A 22,205-nucleotide genomic window follows, 5' to 3' on the forward strand; every position below is an offset into this window, starting at 1 on the left:
GACGCTCGGCGACGACCCGCCGCCCACCACACCGCCGCCCACCACCCCGCCCCCCGGTGGGAGCCCCGCCTGCACCGCCGTCTACTCCGTACAGGACCAGTGGAACGGTGGGTTCGTCGCCAACGTCAACGTCACGGCAGGAGCCACCCCGCTCACCGGCTGGCGGGTTACCCTCAACCTGCCGGGCGGCGCCTCGGTCACCTCGCTCTGGAACGCTGTCACCAGCGGCACCAGCGGGACCATCACCGTCGCGAACCAGAGCTACAACGGACGGCTGGCCGCAGGCCAGACCACCAGTTTCGGATTCCAGGGCACCGGAAACGGCAACGGCGCCACCGCCACCTGCACCGCAAGCGTGAACTAAGAGCGACCGGCAGTAGGTAGGGCGTCTGGACGGAGGGGACCCCGAGGTAGCAAGCAGGCACGGGTCCATTGATCATCGGAGTCTTTACGCTTCGTGACCGATGGAGTCCCGTGCCTGCACCAACTCGACACCCCGGCCACCGCCGACCTGCTGCACCAGCACGGCATCCTCTGGGCACCGGACATCATCGTCAGCGCCGGCGGCATCATCCACGCCACCGCCGTCGAACTGCACCGGGAAACGTCCGCCCAGGCCACCGTCCGGGTCCACGGCATCGCCGACACCCTCACCGACATCCTGCGCACCGCCCGCGCCACCGGCTCGACCCCGGCCGCCGCCGCCCGCGCCCGCCACCACATCGAACACGGCCGCCGCTGACCCTGCCGCCACCCGACCGCAAGTCACGGTACGCGTGACCTGCTTGGCCAGCTGGCGGTGCGAGGCCACCGGTGGAGAAGTCCGGCAGTGCGCTGGGCGAGGACCATCGCCTGGCCAGTATCGGTGGCTGGAGGAGGCGTTCCGCAGCCATTGATCCACCGTCGCACGCACGTCCCGCCCTGGCCGCCGCGATCCCGACCCCGTTCGGAGATCCCGCCCGTGGCGAGCGTCCTGGTGGGAGCCCGAGCATGGCCGTTCCGACGGCACGACGATCGACTTTTCATATACGTGTATCGATCTCTGGTATATCGTCCTTCGGGTATATGTCAGCCTCTCAGCTCTCTCTGGAGCGGACATGATGAGTACGCGACGCTGGCTCGGTACCGCCACGGCGGTCCTGCTCGTTGCCACCATGACCAGCACCGTGCCGAGCGGCGCCCACGCCGCGCCGGCCAACGACGTCACCACCGCCGTACAGCAGAAGCTGCTCGCGGAGGCCGCAGTCGCGGCGGACCAGGCGTTCCGGACCGCCGATGTGGCGGACACCCGGGTGAACGTCACCCGCAAGGACGGCCGGGCCTGGGCCTTCGGCACCGCCGTGCTCGTCGCCCCGCAGGGAGAGGATCTCCACCCGTCCGGTTGGCTCTTCGTCGCCCGTCAGCAGCGCGGCGGCTGGCAGGTCGCCTTCGAAGGCGAAGCCACCTTCGCCGAACTGACTGCGGCCGCGCCCGTCTCCGTCGTCGCTGAGCAGGAGAGGGACACCTTCACCGCCCCGAAGACGATGTCCGCCAACGGGGACTTCCGCACCGGCATGCGCCTGCCGTTCACCGTTGGCCAGTCCTGGATCCTCCGGGGCGGCCCACACGGCTGGTCCGGCTCCCCGCGACCGTTCAGCTCCATCGACCTCTACGGCGGTGACGAGCGGGTGCTGGCCGTGCGCGCCGGCACCGCGTACACGATGTGCAAGGGCTGGATCCGGGTGGTCCACGACCGGGGGTACGCCACGGACTACTACCACCTCTGGAACAACATCAACGTCGACGGTGCCTCCGTTTCGGCGGGCACCTTCCTCGGCAACACCGGCACCGACATCACCTGCGGCGGCTCCGCCAGCAGCCGGCACGTGCACCTGGGGCTGCGGCAGAACAGCGCGTACGTCGCGGTCGCCACCCACAACCTCGGCAAGTGGGTGCCGCGAGAGGGCAGCACGGCCTACGAGGGTTACGCGCTGCACGGCTCGACGCGCGTGAACGTCAAGGGCACGCTCTACAACTACGGCGCGCTCGGCTTCACCGAGGGCATCGTCGACAGCAACGGCGGCACGTCGATCAGCCGGCGGTCCGGGCCAGGCACCGGGTACGGCGTCGTCGGCACGATCGCGGACGGCGCCACGGCGGCCGTGGCCTGCTCGGCGAACGGCACCACCCACACCGGCCGCTGGGGCACCACCGCCCTGTGGAACCGACTCACCGACGGTACCTGGATCCCCGACGCGTACCACTACACCGGAGCGGCCAACCCGGTCAACGGCTGGTGCTGACGCGCCGCCCCGCCCCACCCGGTGCGAAAACAGCCGACGAACTGTTCCACCTGTACAACGAACGGGTCGATACCGGCACGGACTCGTTCGACGCTGACGACGGGGAGTGCCCCTGCTTCCATTCCTGGATGCAGGGGCACTCCCTCGCCTTGGTCGCTGACCACCGGACCGCCCGGGTGTCGGGGTACGCCTACGGCAGCCACCACGGTGCGAAGTACGGCGCCGACGCTCCCTCGTTCGAGAAGGACCACCCGCCCGCCGGCGCGCTCTGCAGCCTGACGACGACGTTCGCGACGTACGGCGAGCTGACCGGGCTGAAATCAACGTCGCTGTACCAGGTCCTCCCGTTCGGGGCGCAGAAGTCCGACGCGCTGTCGGTGTAGGGCACCACCACGCCGTTCTGGTAGGTGATGACCATCTGGACTCGGACACACTCGCCGGACGCGTTGTTGATGTAGATACGTCCGAGCAGCCGGGGCTCCCAGGCGCCGTTGACCAGATCCCACTCCAGCCGGCCGTCAGCCTTGGGATCTCCGGAGATGTTGCCCAGGTCGCCGTCGCCGAAGTCGAAGTGCGGCTGGGTGATGGAGAACCGGTCGGTCCGCTGCACCGCGGCCTGCGCCGGGCTCGCCCCGATCAGCGCGAGTGCGCACACCATGGGCAACATCAGGAGCCGGGTCGCCGTTTTGCTGAATCGCATGTCTTTCCTCCTCGATCGCGCCGCGGCCTTTGCGCGGCGTTCGTCATCGAGTCTCGGCAGGGACGTCAGGGTCACGTCACGATCCGCTCCGGGTGGCGGCTCGGGCGGGCGAACCATGACGCCACCCTGAGGTCCGACCGGACCATGGGTGCTGCCCGGCCCGAGTGGGCCGGCGAGATCGACCATCGCCCGGCCCGAGTGAGCCGGCGAAACCGGCCATCGCCTGACCCGGACGGGTCGGCAGAAGTGAAGGAGCACGATGCGCACAATGGACATGGCGCGGCGGACCGCGGCAGGCGCGGTCGTTGTCGTGCTGGGTACGGCGGCCGGGGCGGCCGCACCGGACCGGCAGGCCCACGCGGGAGGGTTCGCACCGGTACGGGTCGTGGAGGCCAGCGAGAGCGACGGGAGCGGGACGAAGGTCGTCACCGCGACCTGCCCGGGGGCGCGATCCGTCTTCGCGGCGGGCGCCCGGATCGTGGATGGGAACGGCGGGGTCGTGCTGACCGCGATGGAGCCTGACGCGGAACTGAACACGGTGACAGTCGCCGCGACAGCCCGCACGGGATACGCGAGCGCGTGGTCGGTGGTGGCGTATGCCACGTGCGACTTGTCGACGAGCCCACCGGTGCGGGCGACGTCCACCGTCGAATCGGCGTCAACTGTGGAGGTGAGCTGCCCGGGCAGCACACGGTTGTTCGGCACCGGCTTCCGCTTCGAAGGACCGGTGGACCAGACGTACGTCGACGAGGTTGGCTTCGGTCCCGGACTGCGGACGGTGCGGGTGCATGCGGGCGGCGCCGAGCCGGAAAGTCTCACCGCCGTCGGAATCTGCAAGGAACCCACCCAACCGACCGGGCCGCCCGGCGAACGCGTCGAGGCCGTCACCGAGTACGACGGCACGTGGCCGAAGACTGTCGTCACCGCGGAAGCCGGTCCGGACGTCCACGTGTACGGCGTCGGCGCCCGCGTGACGGGCGCGGGACCCTTCTTCCTCAGCGCGCTTGTCCCCAGCCCGAACCTGCGTCAGGCGGGTGCCGAGGCCGTTCGGGCGAGCCAGTTGCCGTGGGCACCCGCCGCCCGGACCGATGCTGAAGGGGACGGTGAAGGCTCGCTGGCAGTAGCCGCTCTGGAGTCGGCCGTCTTCCACTGACCGGTCGCCATTCGCGGGCCGGCGACACTGGTCGGGTGCCGGCATTCCGCGGCAGGTCAACGCCCGCGATCGGGCGCCGGGTCCCGCCGGCCGTTGCCAGCGGTCGGCGGGACCTGGCGAACGACGGCCTGTGGTTGTGGGCCTGGCCCGGCCGGCGCGAGGATGAGCTCGTCCGGCGGATGCACCCCGATGGCCCGCATCGCCTCGCGGTACCGGGCGAGTGCCCGGCGCGCTTCGCCGTGCTGGCCGCCGGCGACCAGCGCGCGCACCAACGCCCGGTGCGCCGGCTGGTCGTACGGGTCGCGTTCAAGGAGCCGCAGCAGGTACGTCACCGCCGCCGCCGGGCCCGCCGTGGCACGGCTGACCTGGGCCAGCATGCGCAGCAGGCCGAGGTACGCCGCGCGCGCCTCCTCGCGCAGTGGGCCGGACCAGTCGGCGTACGGCTCATCTTCGAACGCGTCTGCGCGGTACTGCCGGTCGGCGGACAGCAGCACCGTGCGCGCCTCCGCCAGCGCCCCTCGTTCCAGCAGGCGTCGCGCGTGCGCGACGTGCGCGAGGAACTCCTCGACGTCCACCCGCAACCGGCTGACGTCGAGCGCGATGCACGCCTGATCGGCGATGAGGAAGTGGTCGGGCGCGAACGACTTCGTCGGGTCGAACACCCCGCGGACGATCGAGAGCAGGACCGACAGCCGGTGGCCGGTGCGATCCGGGTCGTCGTCCGGCCAGAGCAGTTCGCACAGCTCGCCTCGTGGCACCGGCCGGCCACGCCGAGCGACGAGGACACGCACCAGGTCACGCGCCTTGCGGGACTGCCACTGCGAGGCCGGAACCGGGTGGCCGTCCAGGTGCACCTCGAAGCGGCCGAGGGCCCGAATCACGACCCGCTGGTAGACCGGCCCGGTGCCCGGCGCCCACCCGCCGAAGCTGCTCGCCGTCCGATCCACAAGGGCGCCGGCGAGGGCAACCTGCTCGCCCGCGAGGAGACCGGCCAGCCGATCGTCGATGTCGGCCCCGGGCAACCGTCCGAGGAGGACGAGCAGCCGAGCCGCCTCGACCGCCGCACCGGCCCGGGTCCAGATGGCGTACCCCTCGCGCAGCGCCTCGCGGGCCCGTTCGAGGTCCTGCTCGGCGGCGGCCCGCAGCTCGAGCGCGTCGGCCATTCCGGCCAGGTCGCCCTGAACGCGGGCGATGCGGGCCGCCTCGTCGGCGAGCACTGTGGCCCGGTCGGGCGCGGCCATCCGGAGCGCGACCCAGCCCTGGGCCAGCAGTGCCGGTACGACGATCTCGTCCCCGACGTCCCGAGCGGCCCGGTCGGCGTGCCCCGCGGCGGCCGGCACGTCGTCGTCCAGTCGTACGAGCGCCAGCCCGGCGAGCGCGGACACCAGGACGTGCACGTTACCGGTCTCCTCGGTGACCCGGATCGTCTCCTCGTAGGCGGCGCGTGCCTGCTCACGCCAGCCTCGCCGACGGTACAGCTCACCCAGTCCGAGCAGCGCATGGATGAACCGGCGGGAACCCTTCTGCTGGTAGAACCCCAGCGCCGCCTCGTACCGCTGCACCGCCTCGTCGTAACGGCCGAGCATCGCCAGCGCTTCCGCCTCGTTGCTCGTCGCGATGGCGCGCAGGCTCGGGGCGCCGGCCAGCGCGGCATAGCGGGCCGACCGCTCGGCCGTCGCCAGCGCCTCGGCGAACCGGCCGGTACGCAGGAACTGGTGGGTGCGGTTGGTGTGGATCCGGGTGAGCAGCAGGACGTCACCGATGCGTTCGGCAATCGGCAACGCCAGGGCGAAGTGCTCCTGGCTGCCCGCGATGTCACCGGCCACGCTGAGGCACAGGGCGACGCTGAGGTGGGTCGAGGCCAGTACGTCGTCCTGCCCGGCGCTTGTCGCGGCGGCGAGCGCCTGCCGCGCGTACGCAATGGCGGCCTTGGTGTCGCCGGTCAGCAGGTGCGTGTGTGCGGTCCAGGCGAGCAGCAGCGCCTGATCGGCGAGCGGGGCGGACCGGGGGAGCGGCCGGTCGAGGATCGCCAGGGCCGCCCGGGCGTCACCTCGCTGGTAGTGGATTCGACCCAGCCGCCAGGCCAGGCCGGCGTCCCAGGCCTCCTCGGCGGCGGCGTCGTACTCGTGGGTGGCCGCACCGAGGTCGCCGAGGGTGCGTAGGGCGTCGCCGAGCAGCAGGCGCAGCCGCCGGCTGCGATGCCGCTCCGGCAGCAAGCGGACCAGCTCGGCCACCGCCACGGAGCGGCCCGCCGCGATCATCCGATCGCCGTACGCTTCGAGCACCCGGGCACCCGCGGCATGGTCTCCGGCCCGCAGATACTCCCGGGCCGCGGCGACCGGCGGCCCGTGTTCGTCGTACCAGCTTGCTGCGGCGGCGGCCGTGTCGCGGATCTGATCGGCGGTCGGGGCTTGGCGCCCGTGCCGGGCGGTTTCGACGATGATCGGCACGACATGCTCCTCGGGCGCCGGTGCACCTGGCCCGGCCGCGGCCCAGGCCGGCCGGGTCAGTAGGCCGGTGCGGCGTAGCCGGTCGACGATGCGCGGGGCGCCGCGATGGCCGAGCGCACGGCACAGCCCCACACTCACCGGCGTCAGCGCACCGACCTGCCGCAGCAGCCGGTTCGCGTCCGCCGGCAGCGCGGCCAGCACCTCGTCGGCGACGTACCGCGCGATCGGCCCACCGGGCTCGCTGAGGATCGGGGCGAGCGGCCCGGACGGCACCCCACCCAGCCGCAGAGTCTCGGCGGACAGATGGACGAGCGCCGGCCAGCCACCGGTCGCCGCGTACACCCGGTCGGCAAGGCCCGGCATGGAGAGGCCGTACTCCTCGGCGATCAGGTCGGCGATCCGTTCCGGGGAGAGCGCCAGGTCGGCCGGGCCCAGCTCGGTCCAGAGGCCGCTGCCCAGCAGGCGAGTGGCCGGTGCCGACAGCGGCGACCGCGATGCGAGGACGACTGTGACGTCGTCCTCCCACCGGCCGACCTCCTTGAGCAGTAGGTGCAGCTGCTCCGCCGAGGTCGGCGGCAGGTCGTCGACCACGACCAGGCGGTCGCCGGCCGCGACGGCGTCGGCGACGAGCTGGCGCACTGGTGCGTCCTCCCCCCGGCACCAACGGGCGCCCGCTCGGGGAAACCAACGGTGCAGCGCGGTGGTCTTGCCATAACCGGCGGCGGCCACGACGCAGTAGACCCCCCGCTGATGGCCTGCCCGCAACGGATGCACCGCGCTCCTCCTGGCCGTGCGGCGCGGACGACTGGCGTTCGCCCGCCCGTGGATTAAGGTTCACCGTCGGCATCGGGGGAGGCAAGACCCCCGATTGGTCGCGTACCCGATCCAGAATGCGCGCGAGTGCTGACTATGGGTACTGAATTTCCGCTGGCCAGGGCTTTTATGATCGCCGATCGGAATCAGGCGTTTCGGGTCCGGTCCCCGGTCCAGGCCGCGTCGAGGATCGCGGTCAGGCTGGCGGTGTCGGTTGGTCCCGGATGGTTCTGGATCAGGCGGGTGACGCCACCGGCCATTTCCGCGAAGCGCGGGAGGTCGGCGCGTGCCACGCCGACGTCCGCCAAGGTGGGAGGGATGCCGATGTCGGCAAGGAGCCCGTCGAGCCAGGTGAGGAACACATCTGCGGCCTCGCCATCCGACGCACCGGCCACGTCGAGCCCGCACACCCTGGCGAGGGTGGCCAACCTGTCGCTGATCGCGTCCTTGGCGGCGTCCAGCGCGTAGGGCAGGAGCAGCCCGACGCCCAGGCCGTGCGGCGTGTGCGTGGCGGCGCCGATGGGGTACTGGAGAGCGTGCGGGGCTGCGTTGCCCGCGTGGGAGAACGCGAGCCCGGCGAGCACCGCCCCATAGGACATGTCGGCGCGCGCGTCCGTGTCGCCTCCGTCCCGGACAGCACGACGCAGGCTACGGGCGATGCGTTCCGCCGCCAGGAGCGCGTAGTGGTCGGTGATGGGGTTGCGGCCGAGGAAGACCTGCTCCACCGGGTCGCGCGGCCCGTGGGGCCGACGTCGCGCGGTGTAGCTCTCCACCGCGTGACAGAACGCGTCGATGCCGGAGTGGGCGGTGACGGTCGCAGGGCAGGTGTAGGTGAGTTCGGGGTCGACGATGGCGAAGTCGGGCACGATGTGGACGCTGGAAACGCCCACCTTCAGCTCGCGGTCCGGGTCGGTCAATACCGAGACGGGTGTGAGCTCGGAGCCGGTGCCTGACGTCGTCGGGACGGCGACGAGAGGAATCGTCGGCCCTGGCACCTTCGACTCGCCGTAGAAGTCGCGCGGCGTCCCGCCGTGGCGACGGATGACACCGACGATCTTGGCGAGGTCGATCACCGTGCCACCCCCGATGGCGAGGATCACGTCGGCTTCCACAGCGGCGGCGGCCGCGACGGCCAGTGCGACGTCGGCGAGTGGTACGTCCGGAGTCGCGTCGGAGAACACCTCGACGACCTGGACCTTCTCCCGAACGGCGGCCACGATCTCGGCCACGCCCGGCTGCCCCAGAAGAACCTTGTCGGTCACGATGAGGACTCGCGAGCCGCTCTCGGCCACCACTCGTGGGATGTTCTGCGCGACCCCTTCGCCCACAATCAACTGGCGTGGTCCGCGGACGGTCTCAAGCATGTCGGTGCCTCTCCGGAACGTCGGCGGCGGCGTGCGGGGCGGACGTCCGGGTCACCTGCGGGACCCCGACGGCGTCGGCAAGGTCGGCCGCCAGGGTGGTGCGGGCGCGCGCGCCGGGCGGCCGGAGCAGCAGGCCGGTCACGGTAGGTCGATCGCCGCGTAGGTGAGGTCGAGGTACTCGAGGATCCCCTCGTGCGACCCCTCCTTGCCGATGCCGGACTGCTTCACGCCTCCGAACGGAGCCGACGGGTCCGATATCAGACCGCGGTTGACGCCGATCATCCCCGCCTCCAGCCCTTCGGCGAACCGGAGCGCCCGCTGGAGGTCACGGGTGAAGACGTATCCGACCAGGCCGTACTCGGTGTCGTTGGCCTTCGCCAGCACCTCGTCGTCGGACGTGAACGAGATGATCGGCGCCACCGGGCCGAAGATCTCCTCCTGCAACATCCGAGCGTCGTCGGGCACGTCGACGAGGACCGTGGGCGGGTAGAAGTGGCCCGGCCCGTCCGGCCGTTCGCCGCCCACCAGGACCCGGGCGCCACGGTCGACAGCGTCGGCCACGAGTTCGTCGATCTTGGTGACCGATGGGTCGTCGATCAACGCTCCGACGTCCACGCCGTCGTCGAGACCGTGGCCCACCGACAGCGCGCCCATCCGCTCGGCGAAGCGCGCCGTGAACTCCTCGCGCACGGGCTCCTCGACGTAGATCCGGTTGGCCGCGATGCACGACTCACCGATGTTGCGCATCTTGGCCACCATGGCACCGTCGACCGCGACGTCCAGGTCGGCGTCCGCACACACGATCAGGGCCGCGTTGCCGCCCAGTTCCATCGAGGTACGCAGTACGTTGTCAGCGGCCTGCCGGAGCAGCACGCGCCCGACCTCGGTCGAGCCGGTGAACGACAGCTTGCGGGTACGCCTGTCGGAAAGCAGTGCGGAGACCACCTCGCCGGAACGCTTGGTGGTGATCACGTTGACGACGCCCGGGGGTACGCCGACCTCCTCCATGATGCGGGCCAGCAACAGCATGGTGAGTGGCGTCTGGGCTGCCGGCTTGGTGATCGTCGTGCAGCCCGCGGCCAACGCGGGAGCGATCTTGCGGGCACCCATCGCCAACGGGAAGTTCCAGGGAGTCACGAAGACGCACGGTCCGACCGGCTTCGGCACGGTGAGGATGCGGTATCCACCTGCGGGAGCGGTGCTGTAGCGCCCCTCGACGCGTACCGCCTCCTCGGCGAACCACCGGAAGAACTCGGCGCCGTAGGCCACCTCTGCCCGAGCCTCGGCGAGCGGCTTGCCCATCTCGAGCGTTATCAACCGGGCGATCTCCTCGGATCGCCCGGTCACTGCCCGGTACGTCGCTGTCAACAACTCCGACCGCTTCCGCGGCGGGGTCGCCGCCCATTCCGCCATCGCCCTGCTCGCCGCGTCCAGAGCGGCGAGCCCGTCGGCGACGCCGGCGTCCGCCACCTCGGCGATGGTCTTGCCGGTGGCCGGGTCCTCGACGGCGAATGTGGCTCCGCTCGCGGCGTCACGCCAGGCGTCGCCGATCCGGAGCCGCCGGTGCTCGGGGGCCAGGACGTTCATCGGGTCACTCATTGCGCCGCCTCCTGTGCTCTTCGTGGTGATGTGCAGGGCGACGCACCGCGCCACCGATCGCCTTCTGACCGGTGACGGTTCGCGGGCCGGATTGCCATGTGCGGGCGCAATGGCGCCGTCGCCGCCCGGCGCGGCTACCGCCCGGCCTCGGACACCGACAGCCCGGTGTCCGCATCGAACAGGTGCGCGCGGTCCAGGTCGACAGTCACGGACAGCCGCTCGCCCGGCGTACCGGCGACGGTAGGTCGCGCCTTGACCTTGAGGATCGCCGTCCCCACTCGGACGTCGACCACCGTTCGGTCGCCGAGCGGTTCGAGCCCGTAGAGTTCCCCCGACAACGACGCGCTCCCACGCTGCTCGACGGACAGGTCCTCCGCGCGCAGGCCCAGCAGCAGCGCACGACCGTCCTCGGCAGTGGTCCAGCGGGGCCGTGGCAGCGTCCAGCCGCCCGCGCCGACCAGGCGATCCCCCTCGGCGTGGCAGGGGAGCAGGCTGATCGGTGGGCTCCCGACGAACCCCGCGACCCACTTGTTGGCGGGACGCTCGTACACCTCGGTCGGCGTTCCGACCTGCTGCACCTTGCCCTCCTTGAGGACCGCTACCTGGTCGGCCATGGACAGGGCCTCGACCTGGTCGTTCGTCACGTAGATGAAGGTCGCTCCGAGGCTCCGGTGGATGCGGGTGAGCTCGGTACGCATCTCGACGCGGAGCTTGAGGTCGAGGTTCGTCAGCGGCTCGTCCATGAGGAACGCGCGCGGGCGACGGACCAGCGCCCGGGCCAGGGCGACACGCTGCATCTCGCCGCCCGACAACTGCGCGGGACGACGCTGCAGCAGACGTTCGATGTGCAGCAGGCTCGACATCTGCTCGACGGCAGCAGCGATCTCGCTCGAAGAACAGCGGCGTGCCCGCAGCGGCGAGGCGATGTTCTCGTACACAGTGTGTCGCGGGTAGAGGGCGTAGCTCTGGAAGACCATTGCCAGGTCGCGTGCGGCCGGGGCGTCACCTGTCGCGTCCCTGCCATCAAGATGAACCGTCCCTGCGTCGAGCTTCTCCAGGCCGGCGATCGCCCGCAGGGTCGTCGTCTTGCCCGCCCCGGAGGGTCCGAGCACGACGAAGAACGCGCCGTCCGGTACGTCCAGCGTCACCCCGTCCAGGGCCTGGACCTTGCCGAAGGACTTGCGCAGCCCGTGCGCTGCCACGGTTCCCATCAGGCCACCAACTCTTCCGTGCGCACGTCGTAGACTGCCGGGGTCCCGCCGGTGTGGCGCAGCCCGACCAGTGCGTCAGCGTCGAAACGGACGGTCGTTGGCATCCGGACCCGTACGTCACGCTGGCCGCTGTGGTCGACCACATAGATGATTTCGTCGCCCAGCCATTCCGCCGAGACCACGCGGGCCGGCACCGAACCGTCCGCCCCCGGCTCGGTGACCTCCAGCGCCTCCGGCCGGACGCCTGCCACCAGACGACGGTCGCGCGGCAGGCCTGCCGGTGGCGTGAGGGCCAGTCCGCCCTGACCGCGCAGCTTCCCGTCCTCCACCTCCACCTCGATCAGATTCATTGGCGGAGAGCCGATGAACGCGGCGCAGAAGAGACTCGCCGGACGGTCGTAGACCTCAAGCGGCGTGCCGATCTGCTCGACGCGGCCCTTGTTGAGGATGGCGATCCGGTGACCGAGCGACATCGCCTCGACCTGGTCGTGGGTGACGTAGACCATCGTCGCCCCCAGCTCCCCCTGTAGGTGCTTGATCTCCGTGCGCATGTCCGCCCTCAGCTCCGCGTCCAGATTGGTGAGAGGTTCGTCCATGAGGAAGGCTCGCGGCCGTCGTACCAGGGCACGAGCGAGCGCGACGCGCTGCTGCTCCCCGCCGGACAGCTGGCGAGGTCGCCGGTTCAGCAGCGGTCCGAGCCGCATCAGTCGGGCGGCTTCCTCGACCCGCTTGTGTACCTCCGACTTGGGCAGTCCCTCGGCCCGCAGCGGGAACGCCAGATTGTCGCGGGTCCTCAGATGCGGGTAGAGGGCGTAGAACTGGAACACCATGGCGATGTCGCGCTCGGCGGGCGGCAGGTCGTTGACGAGGGTGTCGCCGATGCGGATGTCGCCCGTCGTCTGCCTCTCCAGACCGGCTATGGCCCGCAACGTCGTCGTCTTGCCGCAACCCGAGGGGCCGAGCATCACGAACAGCTCGCCATCGTCGATGGACAGGTCCACGCGGTCGACCGCGACCGTTCCGTCCGGGTAGCGCTTGTGCAGGGCGGTGACCTCGATGCCCGCCATCAGCGTCGCACCGCCCCGAGCGTCACGCCGGCGACGAGGTGCTTGCGCACCAGGTACGCGAAGACGAGCACCGGTAGGGCGAACACCACGGAGGCGGCGGCCACGAGACCCCAGTCGACTGTGGTGCCGCCGATGAGGCCGGCGATGGCGGGTGGGGCCGTCCGTACGTCGTCGCTGGAGGTGAGGAAGATGGCGAACACGAACTCGTTCCACGAGAAGATGAGTGCGAACACCGCTGTCGCGGCGATGCCGGGTAGGAGCAGGGGAAGTGTGTATTTCCAGAACGCCTGCAAGCGGGTGTAGCCGTCGAGCATGGCGGCGTCCTCGTACTCCGCGGGCACCTCGTCGACGAATCCCTTCATCATCCAGATCGTGAACGGGACGTTGAACGCGGTGTAGATCAGGATCAGGCCGAGCTTGGAGTCGATGAGTCCGACCTGCCGGTACATGAGGAAGATCGGAACCACGACCACCACTGGCGGCATGAAGCGGGTGGACAGGATGAAGAACAGTTGGTCCTTCTTGGCCTTCACGCCGAAGCGTGAGTAGGCCCAGGCCGCCGGAACCCCCAGCACCGTGGCCAGCACCGTGGAGACCCCGGCGACCACTACGGAGTTGAGGAACGCGACGGACAGCGCCGAGCGGCCGCCGCCGGGGGCGACGAACACGTCCTTGAAGTGGTCCATGGTGACCGTGAAGCCGAAGAACTTGGCCGGGATGGCGTACACGTCCCGGTTCTCCTTGATTGACGTCTCGATCATCCAGAGCACCGGAAAGAGCATCACGACGGCCAGGACGATCAGCAGCACGATCTCCAGCGCGGAGCGGCCCCGGCCGCCACTGCGACGCGCGGGCGGCGTGTGACCCGGGGCAGGACCCGCTGACACTGCCTCGTCGACGGAGACTGCCATCAGTCCTCCTTGAGCTTGTTCAGGTAGCGCAGGTAGAGCTGCGTGAGGACGATGACGACGAGGACCATGAGGATCCCGTACGCCGAGGCGGTGCCGGTGTTGAAGCCGAGGAACGCGACCTTGTAGACGTGGAACGACAACGTCTCGGTGGAGACACCCGGGCCTCCGCTGGTGAGGATGTAGACGAGGTCGAACAGCCGGAAGGCTTCGATGGCCCGGAACAACACGGCGATGAGGAGCAGCGGCCACACCAGCGGAAGAGTGATGGTGCGGAACTTGAACCACTCGGACGCCCGGTCGATCGAGGCGGCTTCGTACAGGTATTTCGGCACCGCGGTGAGGCCCGCGAGTGCGATGAGCATGATGAACGGCGTCCACTGCCAGGTGTCGACCACGATCAGGGAGACCAATGCCGTCCGCTGCCGGGTGAGCCACTCCACCTGCCCCAGGCCGAGCGAGCCGAGCATGCTGTTGACCACGCCGAACTGCGCGTCGAGCATGAATCGCCAGAACAGGCCGACCACGACCGGCGACAGCATCATCGGAACCAGGAACAGGGTGGTCAGCGCCCCTCGTCCGTGCGTGCGCCGTGAGATCAGGTACGCGATGCCGAAACCGAGCACGGTCTGCAGGCCGACAGCACCGACCACGTAGATCAACGTCGTGAGGGCCCTCTGGTGGACCTGTGCCGACGTCAGGATGGCCGTGTAGTTCCCGAACCCGACGAAATGGGCGGGCCCTCCGCGGGTGGCCGAGTAGTCGGTGAAGGACAGGTACAACGCCCACAGCAGCGGGAACACCGACATGGCGAGCAACAGCAGCAGCGCGGGGGAGATGAAGGCCACGGCGAGCCCGCGGTCACTCAGCCGGCGGGACCGGCCCGGTGCAGGCGGCGTCGCGGACGCCACCTGCCCGGGCTGGTCGGTCGTCAGAGGGACGGGATCGCTCACAGTCCGCCGCCACCCTTGCGGCCACTGGAGTCGAGCACGCCCTGCTGCTCCTTGGCGATGTCGTTCAGCGCGGTCTTCGGGTCCTTCGCGCCGTTGAGAGCCGCGTTGACGTTGGTGTTCTCGATGTCGACGAGGCGCGCGTACTCAGGCACGTTCCACATGTCCCGCATCCGCGGAACCGAGTCGGCGTACACCTGGTTGAACGGCCCGGCGTTGATGAACTCGGGCGACTGCAGGGCGTCCGTACGCGATGGCACGCCGCCGGCCGCGGCCCACTTCTTCTGGATGTCGGCCCGCTGGAACCACTTCATGAAGTTCAGGGCCTCGGCCTGGTTCGCCGTGGGGGAGTAGGCCGACACGTGCATTCCCATGCCGCCGAGAGGGACCAGGTTCGTCTTCTGGCTAGGGAGGGTGGCGAAACCGAGCTTGTCGAGAATCTGCTCACGCGAAGTGCCCAGCGTCGACTGCTTCGGATCGAGCAGGCCGCCGCTCGCGGCGATCCAGTTGAACGCGATGCAGGCCTTGCCCTGGGCGACCGCCGCGTTCACCTCGTCGATGAACCAGTTGCCGGAGCCCTTGGCGGTCAGCGGCTTCATCTTGTTGACCAGGACGTCCATCGCCTCCTGGCCCGCAGCGTCGTTGAGGACGCCGTCGATCTTGCGGGTCTTGGCGTCCCAGAGGTTGCCGCCGTAGACGCCGTTGACGGTGTTGTAGGTGACTGCCGCGGCGTCGGAGCCGTTTGCCTGGTGGAAAGCCAGCCCGCTGACGCCGGGGTTGTCCGCCTGGCACTTCTCGGCGGCTGAGATCATCTGGTCCCAGGTCTGCGGTGGCTTGTCGCCGATCAGATCCTTGCGGTAGATCATCGTCCAGGTGTCGCCGAGCAGCGGTAGCCCGTACAGGCTGGCGTTCTCGTCGCGCTTACCGGTCTCCGCCTGGGGGAACTGGCCGTAGGCCGCCAGGAGGTACGGGTTGTAGGCGTTGACGTCGATGTTGTTCTTGACGAAGTCGGTGAGGTCGAGGATGTTGCCGTTCGTCACGGCCTCACCGATGTGTTGCGAGTCCAGGATCGCGATGTCGAAGTCGGTCTTGCGCGCGGCGAACTGGGTGAACATCGCGTCGTGCCAGTTCGCGTTCGGCACGGTGTTGACCTTGATGGTCGCGTTCGGCCGCTCCTTCTTGTACTCCGCGTTCGCGAAGTCCTCCAGGGCATGGGCCGGGGGCCAGTCGAACCAGATGAAGCTGAGGGTCAGCGGGTCCTTCGTGAGTTCCGGGATGGTCGCCGGCGCCTTGGGGGCGCTCGCCTTCCCGCCGTCGTCCTCGTCACCGCCGCACGCCGCCACTGTCGTGGCCACCAGCAGCATGGCCGCCGCCGCCAACTGCACCTTTCGTCCGGGAGTGGACGATCGTCCTATTCGCTTCGGGTATCGCATCTTCCGGCCTGCTTTCTGGATGGGAACTTCTAGGGCCTCGCTATGTGCTTCGCCGAGCAGTTGCTGGGTTGCCAAGGCGCGCGTTGCCGGGCGGTCGCGGGGGCCGACCTGCGGCCCGGCGTCACGAGTACGCCGCGATGTGGAGGAAGATCATCCGCCACTTTTCCTATACGATCCGGTTGGGGGCGTCAGCATGTCGCAGCGTTGTAACTGATGTCAATAGGTTCCCGAAGGCGCACGAGAGGACCTCAGGTCACGATGGACGACGAAGCGATGATCGTGCGGGGCCGTAGGGCCGCGACGGGCGGAACGCCGCCGGGAAGAGCGCGCGGCCGGCTTGCTGACGAGGTGTACGACACGCTGCTCGAACAGCTGATGTCGCTACGGATCGAGCCCGGCTCCCGCGTCACGATCGATGTCCTGGCGCGAGAGCTGGGCGTATCGCAGACGCCGATCCGAGACGCTCTGAACCGCATGGAGGCCGAGGGTCTGGTCGTCCGCGTGCCGCATGCCGGCTACCGGATTCCGCCCCAGATCACCCGCCACCGATTCGAGGACATGCTCGAGGTCCGCCTGCTCCTTGAGCCTGCGGCGGCGCGCCGATCCGCCGAGCGCGCATCGTCGGAGCAGGTGGCCGGTCTGCGACGGATGCTGGAGGAGATGGCGGAGTTGGAGGGAGGCAGCGGGCCCAGCGCCTATGGCGCCTTCGGGCTACGCGACGCCGCTTTCCACGATCTCGTCGCCCTGAGCGCGGAGAACCAGGTCATCCGCGAAGCGCTCGCCCGCCTGCACAGCCACGTGCATCTCTTCCGGCTGCACCGCGACGCCCAGGTCACCCACCTGGCAATGGCCGAGCACGAGGACATCGTGGCCGCGATCGCCGCGCGCGATCCCGACGCCGCCGCGTACGCGATGCGACGGCACATCCTGCGGTCCGGCGAGCGTTTCCGTCGATTGTTCGACGAGGTCAAGGATGCGGAGGCGATGGCGGCAGAGGCTTGACGGGTGCAGATGGGCCGGGGAATGCTTGCTCAACCGGATCGGATCGGATTGGATCTACCTCACCCACCACCAGATGCGAGGAGAAGCAGATGCCCAGAGCACTGCTCCTGACCGGCGACGCCGCCGAGGAACTCGACACCATGTATCCCTACTACCGCGTGCAGGAGGGCGGTTGGGACGTCGACGTCTCGTCCCGGACGATGCGAGACGTGCAACTGGTCATCCACGAGTTCGACCCCAACTCCGACGCCTATGTGGAGAAGAACGGCCGGAAGCTGCCTGTCGACGTGCCCTGGGCCGAGGTCGACGTCGAGCGCTACGACGCCCTCATCATCCCCGGGGGCCGTGCCCCCGAATGGATCCGGGTCGACGCCGACGTCAGGCGAATCACCGAGCACTTCTTCGCCCGCAACCTCCCCATCGCGCTGGTGTGCCACGGCGCGCAGGTCCCAGCGGTGTACGGGCTGCTGAAGGGTCGCAAGACAGCGTGCTTCCCGCCCATCACCGGTGACATGGAGAACGCGGGCGCGACGGTCATCGACGCCCCGGATGTCGTGGACGGCAACCTCGTCTCCTGCCGGGGATGGCCCGACATGCCGCAATTCGGCAGGGCGATGATGGAGGTCTTCTCGAAGTCCGTCAGCTCCGGGGCGGCGTGAGCGCACCTGGCCTGCCTCTATGACACCACTTCGGACGGTCACGGTCGGCGGTTTCCCCGTCCGCGTCCTGGAGAGCGGCACCGGATCCGCGGTGCTGATGCTGCACGGCTCCGGACCCGGCACGACCGGGTCCGGAGCCTGGGCAACGACAGCGCAGGCGCTGGGCGAGTCCTGGCACCTGGTGGCTCCTGACCAGGCCGGGTTCGGCCGTACACCCCTCCCGGCAGGCTCCAAGGGTGGGCTCCGGCTGTGGACGGAACAGGCCGCCGGCCTGATGGATGCCCTCGGCATCGACAACTACGCAGTGGTGGGCCACTCGATGGGCGGCGCCGTAGCGCTGGCGTTGGCCGCCGCGCGCCCCCAGCAGGTCACCCGTGTCGTGGCGGTCTCGACGATGGGCGCCCCCGGGGCACCCCTGTCCGCCGACCTCGACGCGATCTGGGCCGCCCCCGCCAGCCCGCTCGGGGCACGGGACATGCTGAGTCGGCTCGTCTTCGACCAGGCGCTCGTGACCGAATCGGCAGTCGATGCCCGAGCGGCTGCGATGCGGGCGGGGGCGACCGTATTCGCGTCGTTGTTCCCTGCGCCCAGGGCACGATGGGCCGACGACCTCGCCCTCCCGGCGCAGACACTGGCAGCGATCCGCGTGCCCGTGCTGCTCGTTCACGGTGCCCAGGACCGGGTCACCCCGCTCGGGACGGCAGCCCAGCCCTTGCTCGACCACCTGGCCGATGTCCGTCTGCACGTGTTCGGCCGGTGCGGGCACGTGCCGGCGATCGAGCACCCGCACGAGTTCCGGCAACTGCTGTCGTGCTTCCTCGGTCAGAACCGAGGTCACTGACTGCCGCAGCAGGTCCGCAGCACGCAGTGGCGCTCTCGCACTGACCGCCAGCGGCGCCCACGGCGTACTCGGCACCTCGGCCACTGATGCACGTCGATGTTGCCCGAACGGTCGCGGGTGTGCTGGAATGGCGAACATCGCTGCAGCGCGGAGGCAACCGCGCTGGGAACGGTCAGCGCGGGAGCATCGCAGTGTTGGCACAGCGCCGCTTCGGCGGACGCGCGCCGCACCGCCACACCATCTCCACGACGACGTGCAGGTGTCCGCCGTACGTCTCGTGTTCCCACGACACCACATCGCTCGACCTCTGGCACGCCGGAGGCGTCCGATGCGTCACGTCGACGCACCTGAACCGGTGACGAGGTGAGCAGCGATCGCGATGCCCGGAGCACTGATCCGGTCCCTGCCACGGTAGGGGCCCAACGTCATGAAGGATGACCATGCGCCGTTCCCTCGCGGTGTTCACCGCCGCCCTGATCCTCGGCACCACAGCCGGCAGCGTCCCCGCCGGGGCGTCGGGTGCCTCCCACCGCACGTGCACCCGCGACCTGCTCTTCTGTGAAGACTTCGAACGTTTGCCGCGAGGCGGCGCCAGCACGTTGGACTGGGGCATCGACACCCGCAACGGCACACTCACCGTCGAGCGCGCCCGCCACGGCAACCAGGTGTTGCACGTGCACACCGTCGACAACGGCAGGGCCTTCCTGCGCGTCGACGATTTCGCCGCGCCGGGCAACCGCTTCTACGGCCGGATGCGCCTGCGCGTCGACGCGTTCCCCACCGCCCCCGACTGGGCGCACTTCACGCTTGTGGAGGCGACAGGCACCGGCAGCCCGGAGGTCGTCCGTCCGATCGGCGGCCAGTACGCGCCCACAGTCCCCGGCATCTTCTGGGGCGTGGGCGCCGACGGCGGCCCGACCGGCGACTGGACCAACTGGCGGGAGTCGGCGCCCGTGGTCGAGGACACCTGGCAGTGCTTCGAGTGGCAACTCGACCCGAAAGACAACCGCGTCGTGGTGTGGATCGACGGGGTGGCAAACCCGGAGCTGACCGCCTCCACCACGCAACACGGCGGCAACGACGTGCCGTTCATCCTGCCGACGGTGAACACCGTGAAGATCGGCTGGCAGCTCTACCAGGGCGGCACCACGCCGGACGAGTTCGACATCTGGATCGACGACATCGCTCTCTCCACCAAGCGGCTCGGCTGCTGACGTCGTTCGTCGCGTTCCACCGCGTGCTCTCACCGGGCGCAGGCCCTCGCCGACAGCGCGCCCACCCAGCCACCGGGAGGCGGCCGGGGCGTTGCCGACCGAGGCGTACCTTCCGCGACCGCCGTGGTCGCGGAAGGTACGCCTACACCGGCTTCCAGACCGCAGAGTGCTGCCTCAGACGCGTTACCACTGCATGCTTGTCGCGGTTGCGCACGTCCGTTGTTCGGGGGCGGCACCGGCGGTCATGGAGTTGCCGACCACACCCTGCCGGCTGTCGACCATCCACAGCAGACGCAGCGGCTGTCCTTGTGTCTATCCATTCACGGTCAGTGCGTGCGACGATCCCTCCGGCGATGCGCGCGATGGGGGGCCGGGTGGGTCGGAGCCAGCGTTGGTACGCGGTGGTCGGCGTCGTCCTAACCGGCATTTTCGGGGCCGTGGTGAACCTGGCCACCAGCGGGTTCGACGTGGCCGACCGGAAATGGTGGCTGACCGTCGCCGCCGTGGTTCTTCTCGTTGTGCTGGTGGCTGTCACCTACTTTCAGACGGATTCCGGCTCGCTGGCGGACTGGGACAACACGGTCGAGGCGGAAGCCGCCCGGTTGGCTTCCGAGGTGGAGCGCAGGGGGAGCGCGCAGCGGGCCCGGTACGGCAGCTCGCTCCTGCAACTGCGGTTCCGCCTGGCGCCCGCAAAGGTTGTCGGTCAGTTGCCGAACGTGCGCGTCTCGGCCTACGCCGGCGCCTTTCCGACGACAAAGCTGGACGGCCGGCTCGACGACATCGCCGACGTGTACCGGCAGTCCACCGGATGGCTGGTGGTGCTCGGCGGGCCGGGGGCTGGCAAGTCCGTCCTCGCCCGGCACCTGGTCGTCCGCCTGATGGAGACGCGCAAGCCGGACGAGGTACGGATTCCCGTGGTGTTCCCCGTGCACACCTGGGATCCGGACGTCGAGTTCGAACAGTGGCTGGCGCAGTGCCTCATGCGCGACTTCAACGGTCTGAAGCGGGAAGGTCCGGGCGGGACGAATGTTGCCGCCGCGCTCGTCGAGCACGGGCACATCCTGCCGATTCTCGACCGCTTCGACGAGATCCCGCAACGAAGGCTCAGGGACGCCCTCCGCGAACTGAATCACGCGCCGATGCCGCTCGTCCTTCTCAGTCGCACGGAGACGTACGCCGAATTGGTCAAGGAGGGAGTCGCCCTGCGCCGTGCCGACGTCATCGCTCTGGATGACCTCACCCTGCGGGATCTCCGCAGGGCTCTGCCCACCGACACGCGGACGGAGGCCGGTAGGGCGAAGTGGGACGTGGTCCTCGACCCGCTGAGCGAATCCGGTGATGCCGGCGGTGTCTCGGCGTTGGCGAGCCCGCTGATGGTCAGTCTCGCCCGCGCGGTCTACGAAGAGCCCGGCGAGAACCCGGCCGACATGCTGGAGTCCTCCGGCCGGCGTCTCCGGGATGCGGAGGAGTTGAAATCCCGACTGCTGGCCAGGTTCGTCTCCACCGTCTACCGCCGGCAGTCGCCGTGGCGGCCGGAGAACGCCGAGCGCTGGCTGGGCTACCTGGCCCGGACGAACGGTCCTGGCGACTTCGCCTGGTGGAAGCTCGTCGACTCGGTGCCCCGCCGCCATCGGGTTGGTGCGTTCCTCGTGCTGGGCGCCGTTCTCGGTGCGGCCGCCGGGGGACTCCGGCTGGGGTGGACCGGCCTGGTCCTGGGCGCGTTGATCGTCGGGGTGTTGGGCGCGCTGATCGGCTGGTCGCAGGGCCCCGAACCGGAGCGTATGGACCTCAAGCTCTCGGGTAGGGCGAAGCACGCCCTGGCGCAGGTGGTGCCCGGGGTGGTCGGCGGCCTGATCGTCGGGATCGTCGGGTTCTTCCTGGTCGGGCAGTGGGGTTGGTGGACGCTGGGCGTCGCCGGCGCGCTCGGCAACGCGGTGGGCGGCGGCCTCACCGGCTGGGCCCGGCACCGGGCCTGGAACGACAGCGCGAAGCCGATCCTCAAGGAGGTGGGCCTGGGAGCCTGCGGCGGCGCTGCAGGCGCGTCCACGGTGGGCGCGATCGGCGCGCTCTCCCACGCGCCTACCGGCCAGAATCTGCCCCTGTGGCTGCTGGCCGGCCTCATCGTCGGAGTGGCCTTCACGCCCGGCGCCGGACTCCTGGCCGAACCCGAGGTCGAGGTCGCCGTCACCCCCACCGCACTGTTGCGGTCCAACCGCCGCTACGCCGTCCTCCAGACGATCATGGTGACGATCACGTTCGGTCTGGCGATCGGCATCTTCACCGGCATCGTGAACGGCTTCGTGTTCGGCTGCGCCATCGGTGCCGCCTTCGGCGTCGGCGCGCACGCCTGGGGACGCTGGCTCATCATCGGCCGGGTCTGGCTGCCGCTGACCGGCCGTCTCCCGTTCCGGAAGGTGTGGAGGTTCCTGGAGGACGCCCAGGAGCGAGGTCTGCTCCGCCAGCGGGGCGCGTTCTACGAGTTCCGCCACGCCCTGCTCCGGGACACCGTGGCGGCGAGGTACGCGGCAAGTAGTCGTACCAGATTCTGGTCCGACTGAG

At 69.8% G+C, this 22,205-nt stretch carries 18 protein-coding genes; 9 read left to right on the forward strand and 9 right to left on the reverse strand.

The genetic code is table 11. The annotated features are described in order from the left end of the window. The 3 genes from ADK66_RS16990 to ADK66_RS17000 all read left to right on the forward strand — a co-directional run. A partial coding sequence (locus ADK66_RS16990) for a cellulose binding domain-containing protein (protein ID WP_197281548.1) occupies positions 1-364 on the forward strand: 364 nt, incomplete at its 5' end. 93 nt (positions 365-457) lie between these two features. Beyond that, on the forward strand, positions 458-742 hold the full coding sequence (locus ADK66_RS31895) for a hypothetical protein (RefSeq protein WP_053656420.1): 285 nt from the start codon (positions 458-460) through the stop codon (positions 740-742). A gap of 355 nt (positions 743-1,097) precedes the next feature. Further along, positions 1,098-2,282, forward strand: coding sequence for a peptidase M23 (locus tag ADK66_RS17000; protein ID WP_197281549.1), 1,185 nt, complete (start codon positions 1,098-1,100; stop codon positions 2,280-2,282). A 190-nt stretch (positions 2,283-2,472) separates the two neighbouring features. Here ADK66_RS17000 and ADK66_RS17005 read toward each other — a convergent pair whose 3' ends face one another. Then, on the reverse strand, positions 2,473-2,982 hold the full coding sequence (locus ADK66_RS17005) for a hypothetical protein (protein WP_053656423.1): 510 nt from the start codon (positions 2,980-2,982) through the stop codon (positions 2,473-2,475). Between the two features lie 259 nt (positions 2,983-3,241). On the opposite strand from ADK66_RS17005, the gene ADK66_RS17010 reads away from it, so the two are divergent. Continuing rightward, complete coding sequence (locus tag ADK66_RS17010; protein ID WP_157552581.1) at positions 3,242-4,135, forward strand: hypothetical protein; 894 nt, start codon at positions 3,242-3,244, stop codon at positions 4,133-4,135. Positions 4,136-4,191: 56 nt separating this feature from the next. Here the strand turns inward: ADK66_RS17010 and ADK66_RS17015 are convergent, their stop codons facing one another. The 8 genes from ADK66_RS17015 to ADK66_RS17050 form a co-directional block, all read right to left on the reverse strand. Continuing rightward, positions 4,192-7,224 carry a BTAD domain-containing putative transcriptional regulator gene (locus tag ADK66_RS17015; RefSeq protein ID WP_053656427.1) on the reverse strand — a complete coding sequence of 1,011 codons (3,033 nt, stop codon included), beginning with the start codon at positions 7,222-7,224 and terminating at the stop codon, positions 4,192-4,194. Between the two features lie 320 nt (positions 7,225-7,544). Further along, positions 7,545-8,762 carry an iron-containing alcohol dehydrogenase gene (locus ADK66_RS17020; RefSeq protein WP_053656429.1) on the reverse strand — a complete coding sequence of 406 codons (1,218 nt, stop codon included), beginning with the start codon at positions 8,760-8,762 and terminating at the stop codon, positions 7,545-7,547. Between the two features lie 138 nt (positions 8,763-8,900). Then, positions 8,901-10,361, reverse strand: a complete 1,461-nt coding sequence (locus ADK66_RS17025) for an NAD-dependent succinate-semialdehyde dehydrogenase (protein ID WP_053656891.1) — start codon at positions 10,359-10,361, stop codon at positions 8,901-8,903. Between the two features lie 134 nt (positions 10,362-10,495). Beyond that, a complete protein-coding gene (locus tag ADK66_RS17030) occupies positions 10,496-11,572 on the reverse strand; it encodes an ABC transporter ATP-binding protein (RefSeq protein WP_053656431.1) in 1,077 nt (358 codons plus the stop codon). Continuing rightward, on the reverse strand, positions 11,572-12,639 hold the full coding sequence (locus tag ADK66_RS17035; RefSeq protein ID WP_053656433.1) for an ABC transporter ATP-binding protein: 1,068 nt from the start codon (positions 12,637-12,639) through the stop codon (positions 11,572-11,574). Before ADK66_RS17035 ends, ADK66_RS17030 begins: the two co-directional genes overlap by 1 nt. Next, a complete protein-coding gene (locus ADK66_RS17040; protein ID WP_053656435.1) occupies positions 12,639-13,550 on the reverse strand; it encodes a carbohydrate ABC transporter permease in 912 nt (303 codons plus the stop codon). The genes ADK66_RS17035 and ADK66_RS17040 overlap by 1 nt, the downstream gene beginning before the upstream one ends. Next, positions 13,550-14,500 carry a carbohydrate ABC transporter permease gene (locus ADK66_RS17045; RefSeq protein ID WP_082377501.1) on the reverse strand — a complete coding sequence of 317 codons (951 nt, stop codon included), beginning with the start codon at positions 14,498-14,500 and terminating at the stop codon, positions 13,550-13,552. Before ADK66_RS17045 ends, ADK66_RS17040 begins: the two co-directional genes overlap by 1 nt. Next, positions 14,497-15,882 (reverse strand): extracellular solute-binding protein, encoded by a 1,386-nt coding sequence (locus tag ADK66_RS17050; RefSeq protein WP_231640069.1) that lies wholly within the window; start codon positions 15,880-15,882, stop codon positions 14,497-14,499. Before ADK66_RS17050 ends, ADK66_RS17045 begins: the two co-directional genes overlap by 4 nt. A 306-nt stretch (positions 15,883-16,188) precedes the next feature. On the opposite strand from ADK66_RS17050, the gene ADK66_RS17055 reads away from it, so the two are divergent. From ADK66_RS17055 to ADK66_RS17075, 5 genes are all read left to right on the forward strand, one after another. Beyond that, positions 16,189-16,932, forward strand: coding sequence for a GntR family transcriptional regulator (locus ADK66_RS17055; RefSeq protein WP_053656440.1), 744 nt, complete (start codon positions 16,189-16,191; stop codon positions 16,930-16,932). Positions 16,933-17,021: 89 nt separating this feature from the next. Beyond that, a complete protein-coding gene (locus ADK66_RS17060; RefSeq protein WP_053656442.1) occupies positions 17,022-17,591 on the forward strand; it encodes a DJ-1/PfpI family protein in 570 nt (189 codons plus the stop codon). A 19-nt stretch (positions 17,592-17,610) separates the two neighbouring features. Further along, complete coding sequence (locus ADK66_RS17065) at positions 17,611-18,432, forward strand: alpha/beta fold hydrolase (RefSeq protein WP_053656444.1); 822 nt, start codon at positions 17,611-17,613, stop codon at positions 18,430-18,432. Positions 18,433-18,872: 440 nt separating this feature from the next. Next, positions 18,873-19,646, forward strand: a complete 774-nt coding sequence (locus ADK66_RS17070) for a hypothetical protein (RefSeq protein WP_197281551.1) — start codon at positions 18,873-18,875, stop codon at positions 19,644-19,646. A gap of 353 nt (positions 19,647-19,999) precedes the next feature. Beyond that, the gene (locus ADK66_RS17075) at positions 20,000-22,204 is read left to right on the forward strand and encodes an NACHT domain-containing NTPase (RefSeq protein WP_157552587.1); all 2,205 of its coding nucleotides are present in this window, start codon (positions 20,000-20,002) and stop codon (positions 22,202-22,204) included. Position 22,205: the final 1 nt, after the last annotated feature.

This window comes from Micromonospora sp. NRRL B-16802 (assembly GCF_001279555.1).
In the GTDB taxonomy this organism is placed as follows: domain Bacteria; phylum Actinomycetota; class Actinomycetes; order Mycobacteriales; family Micromonosporaceae; genus Micromonospora; species Micromonospora profundi.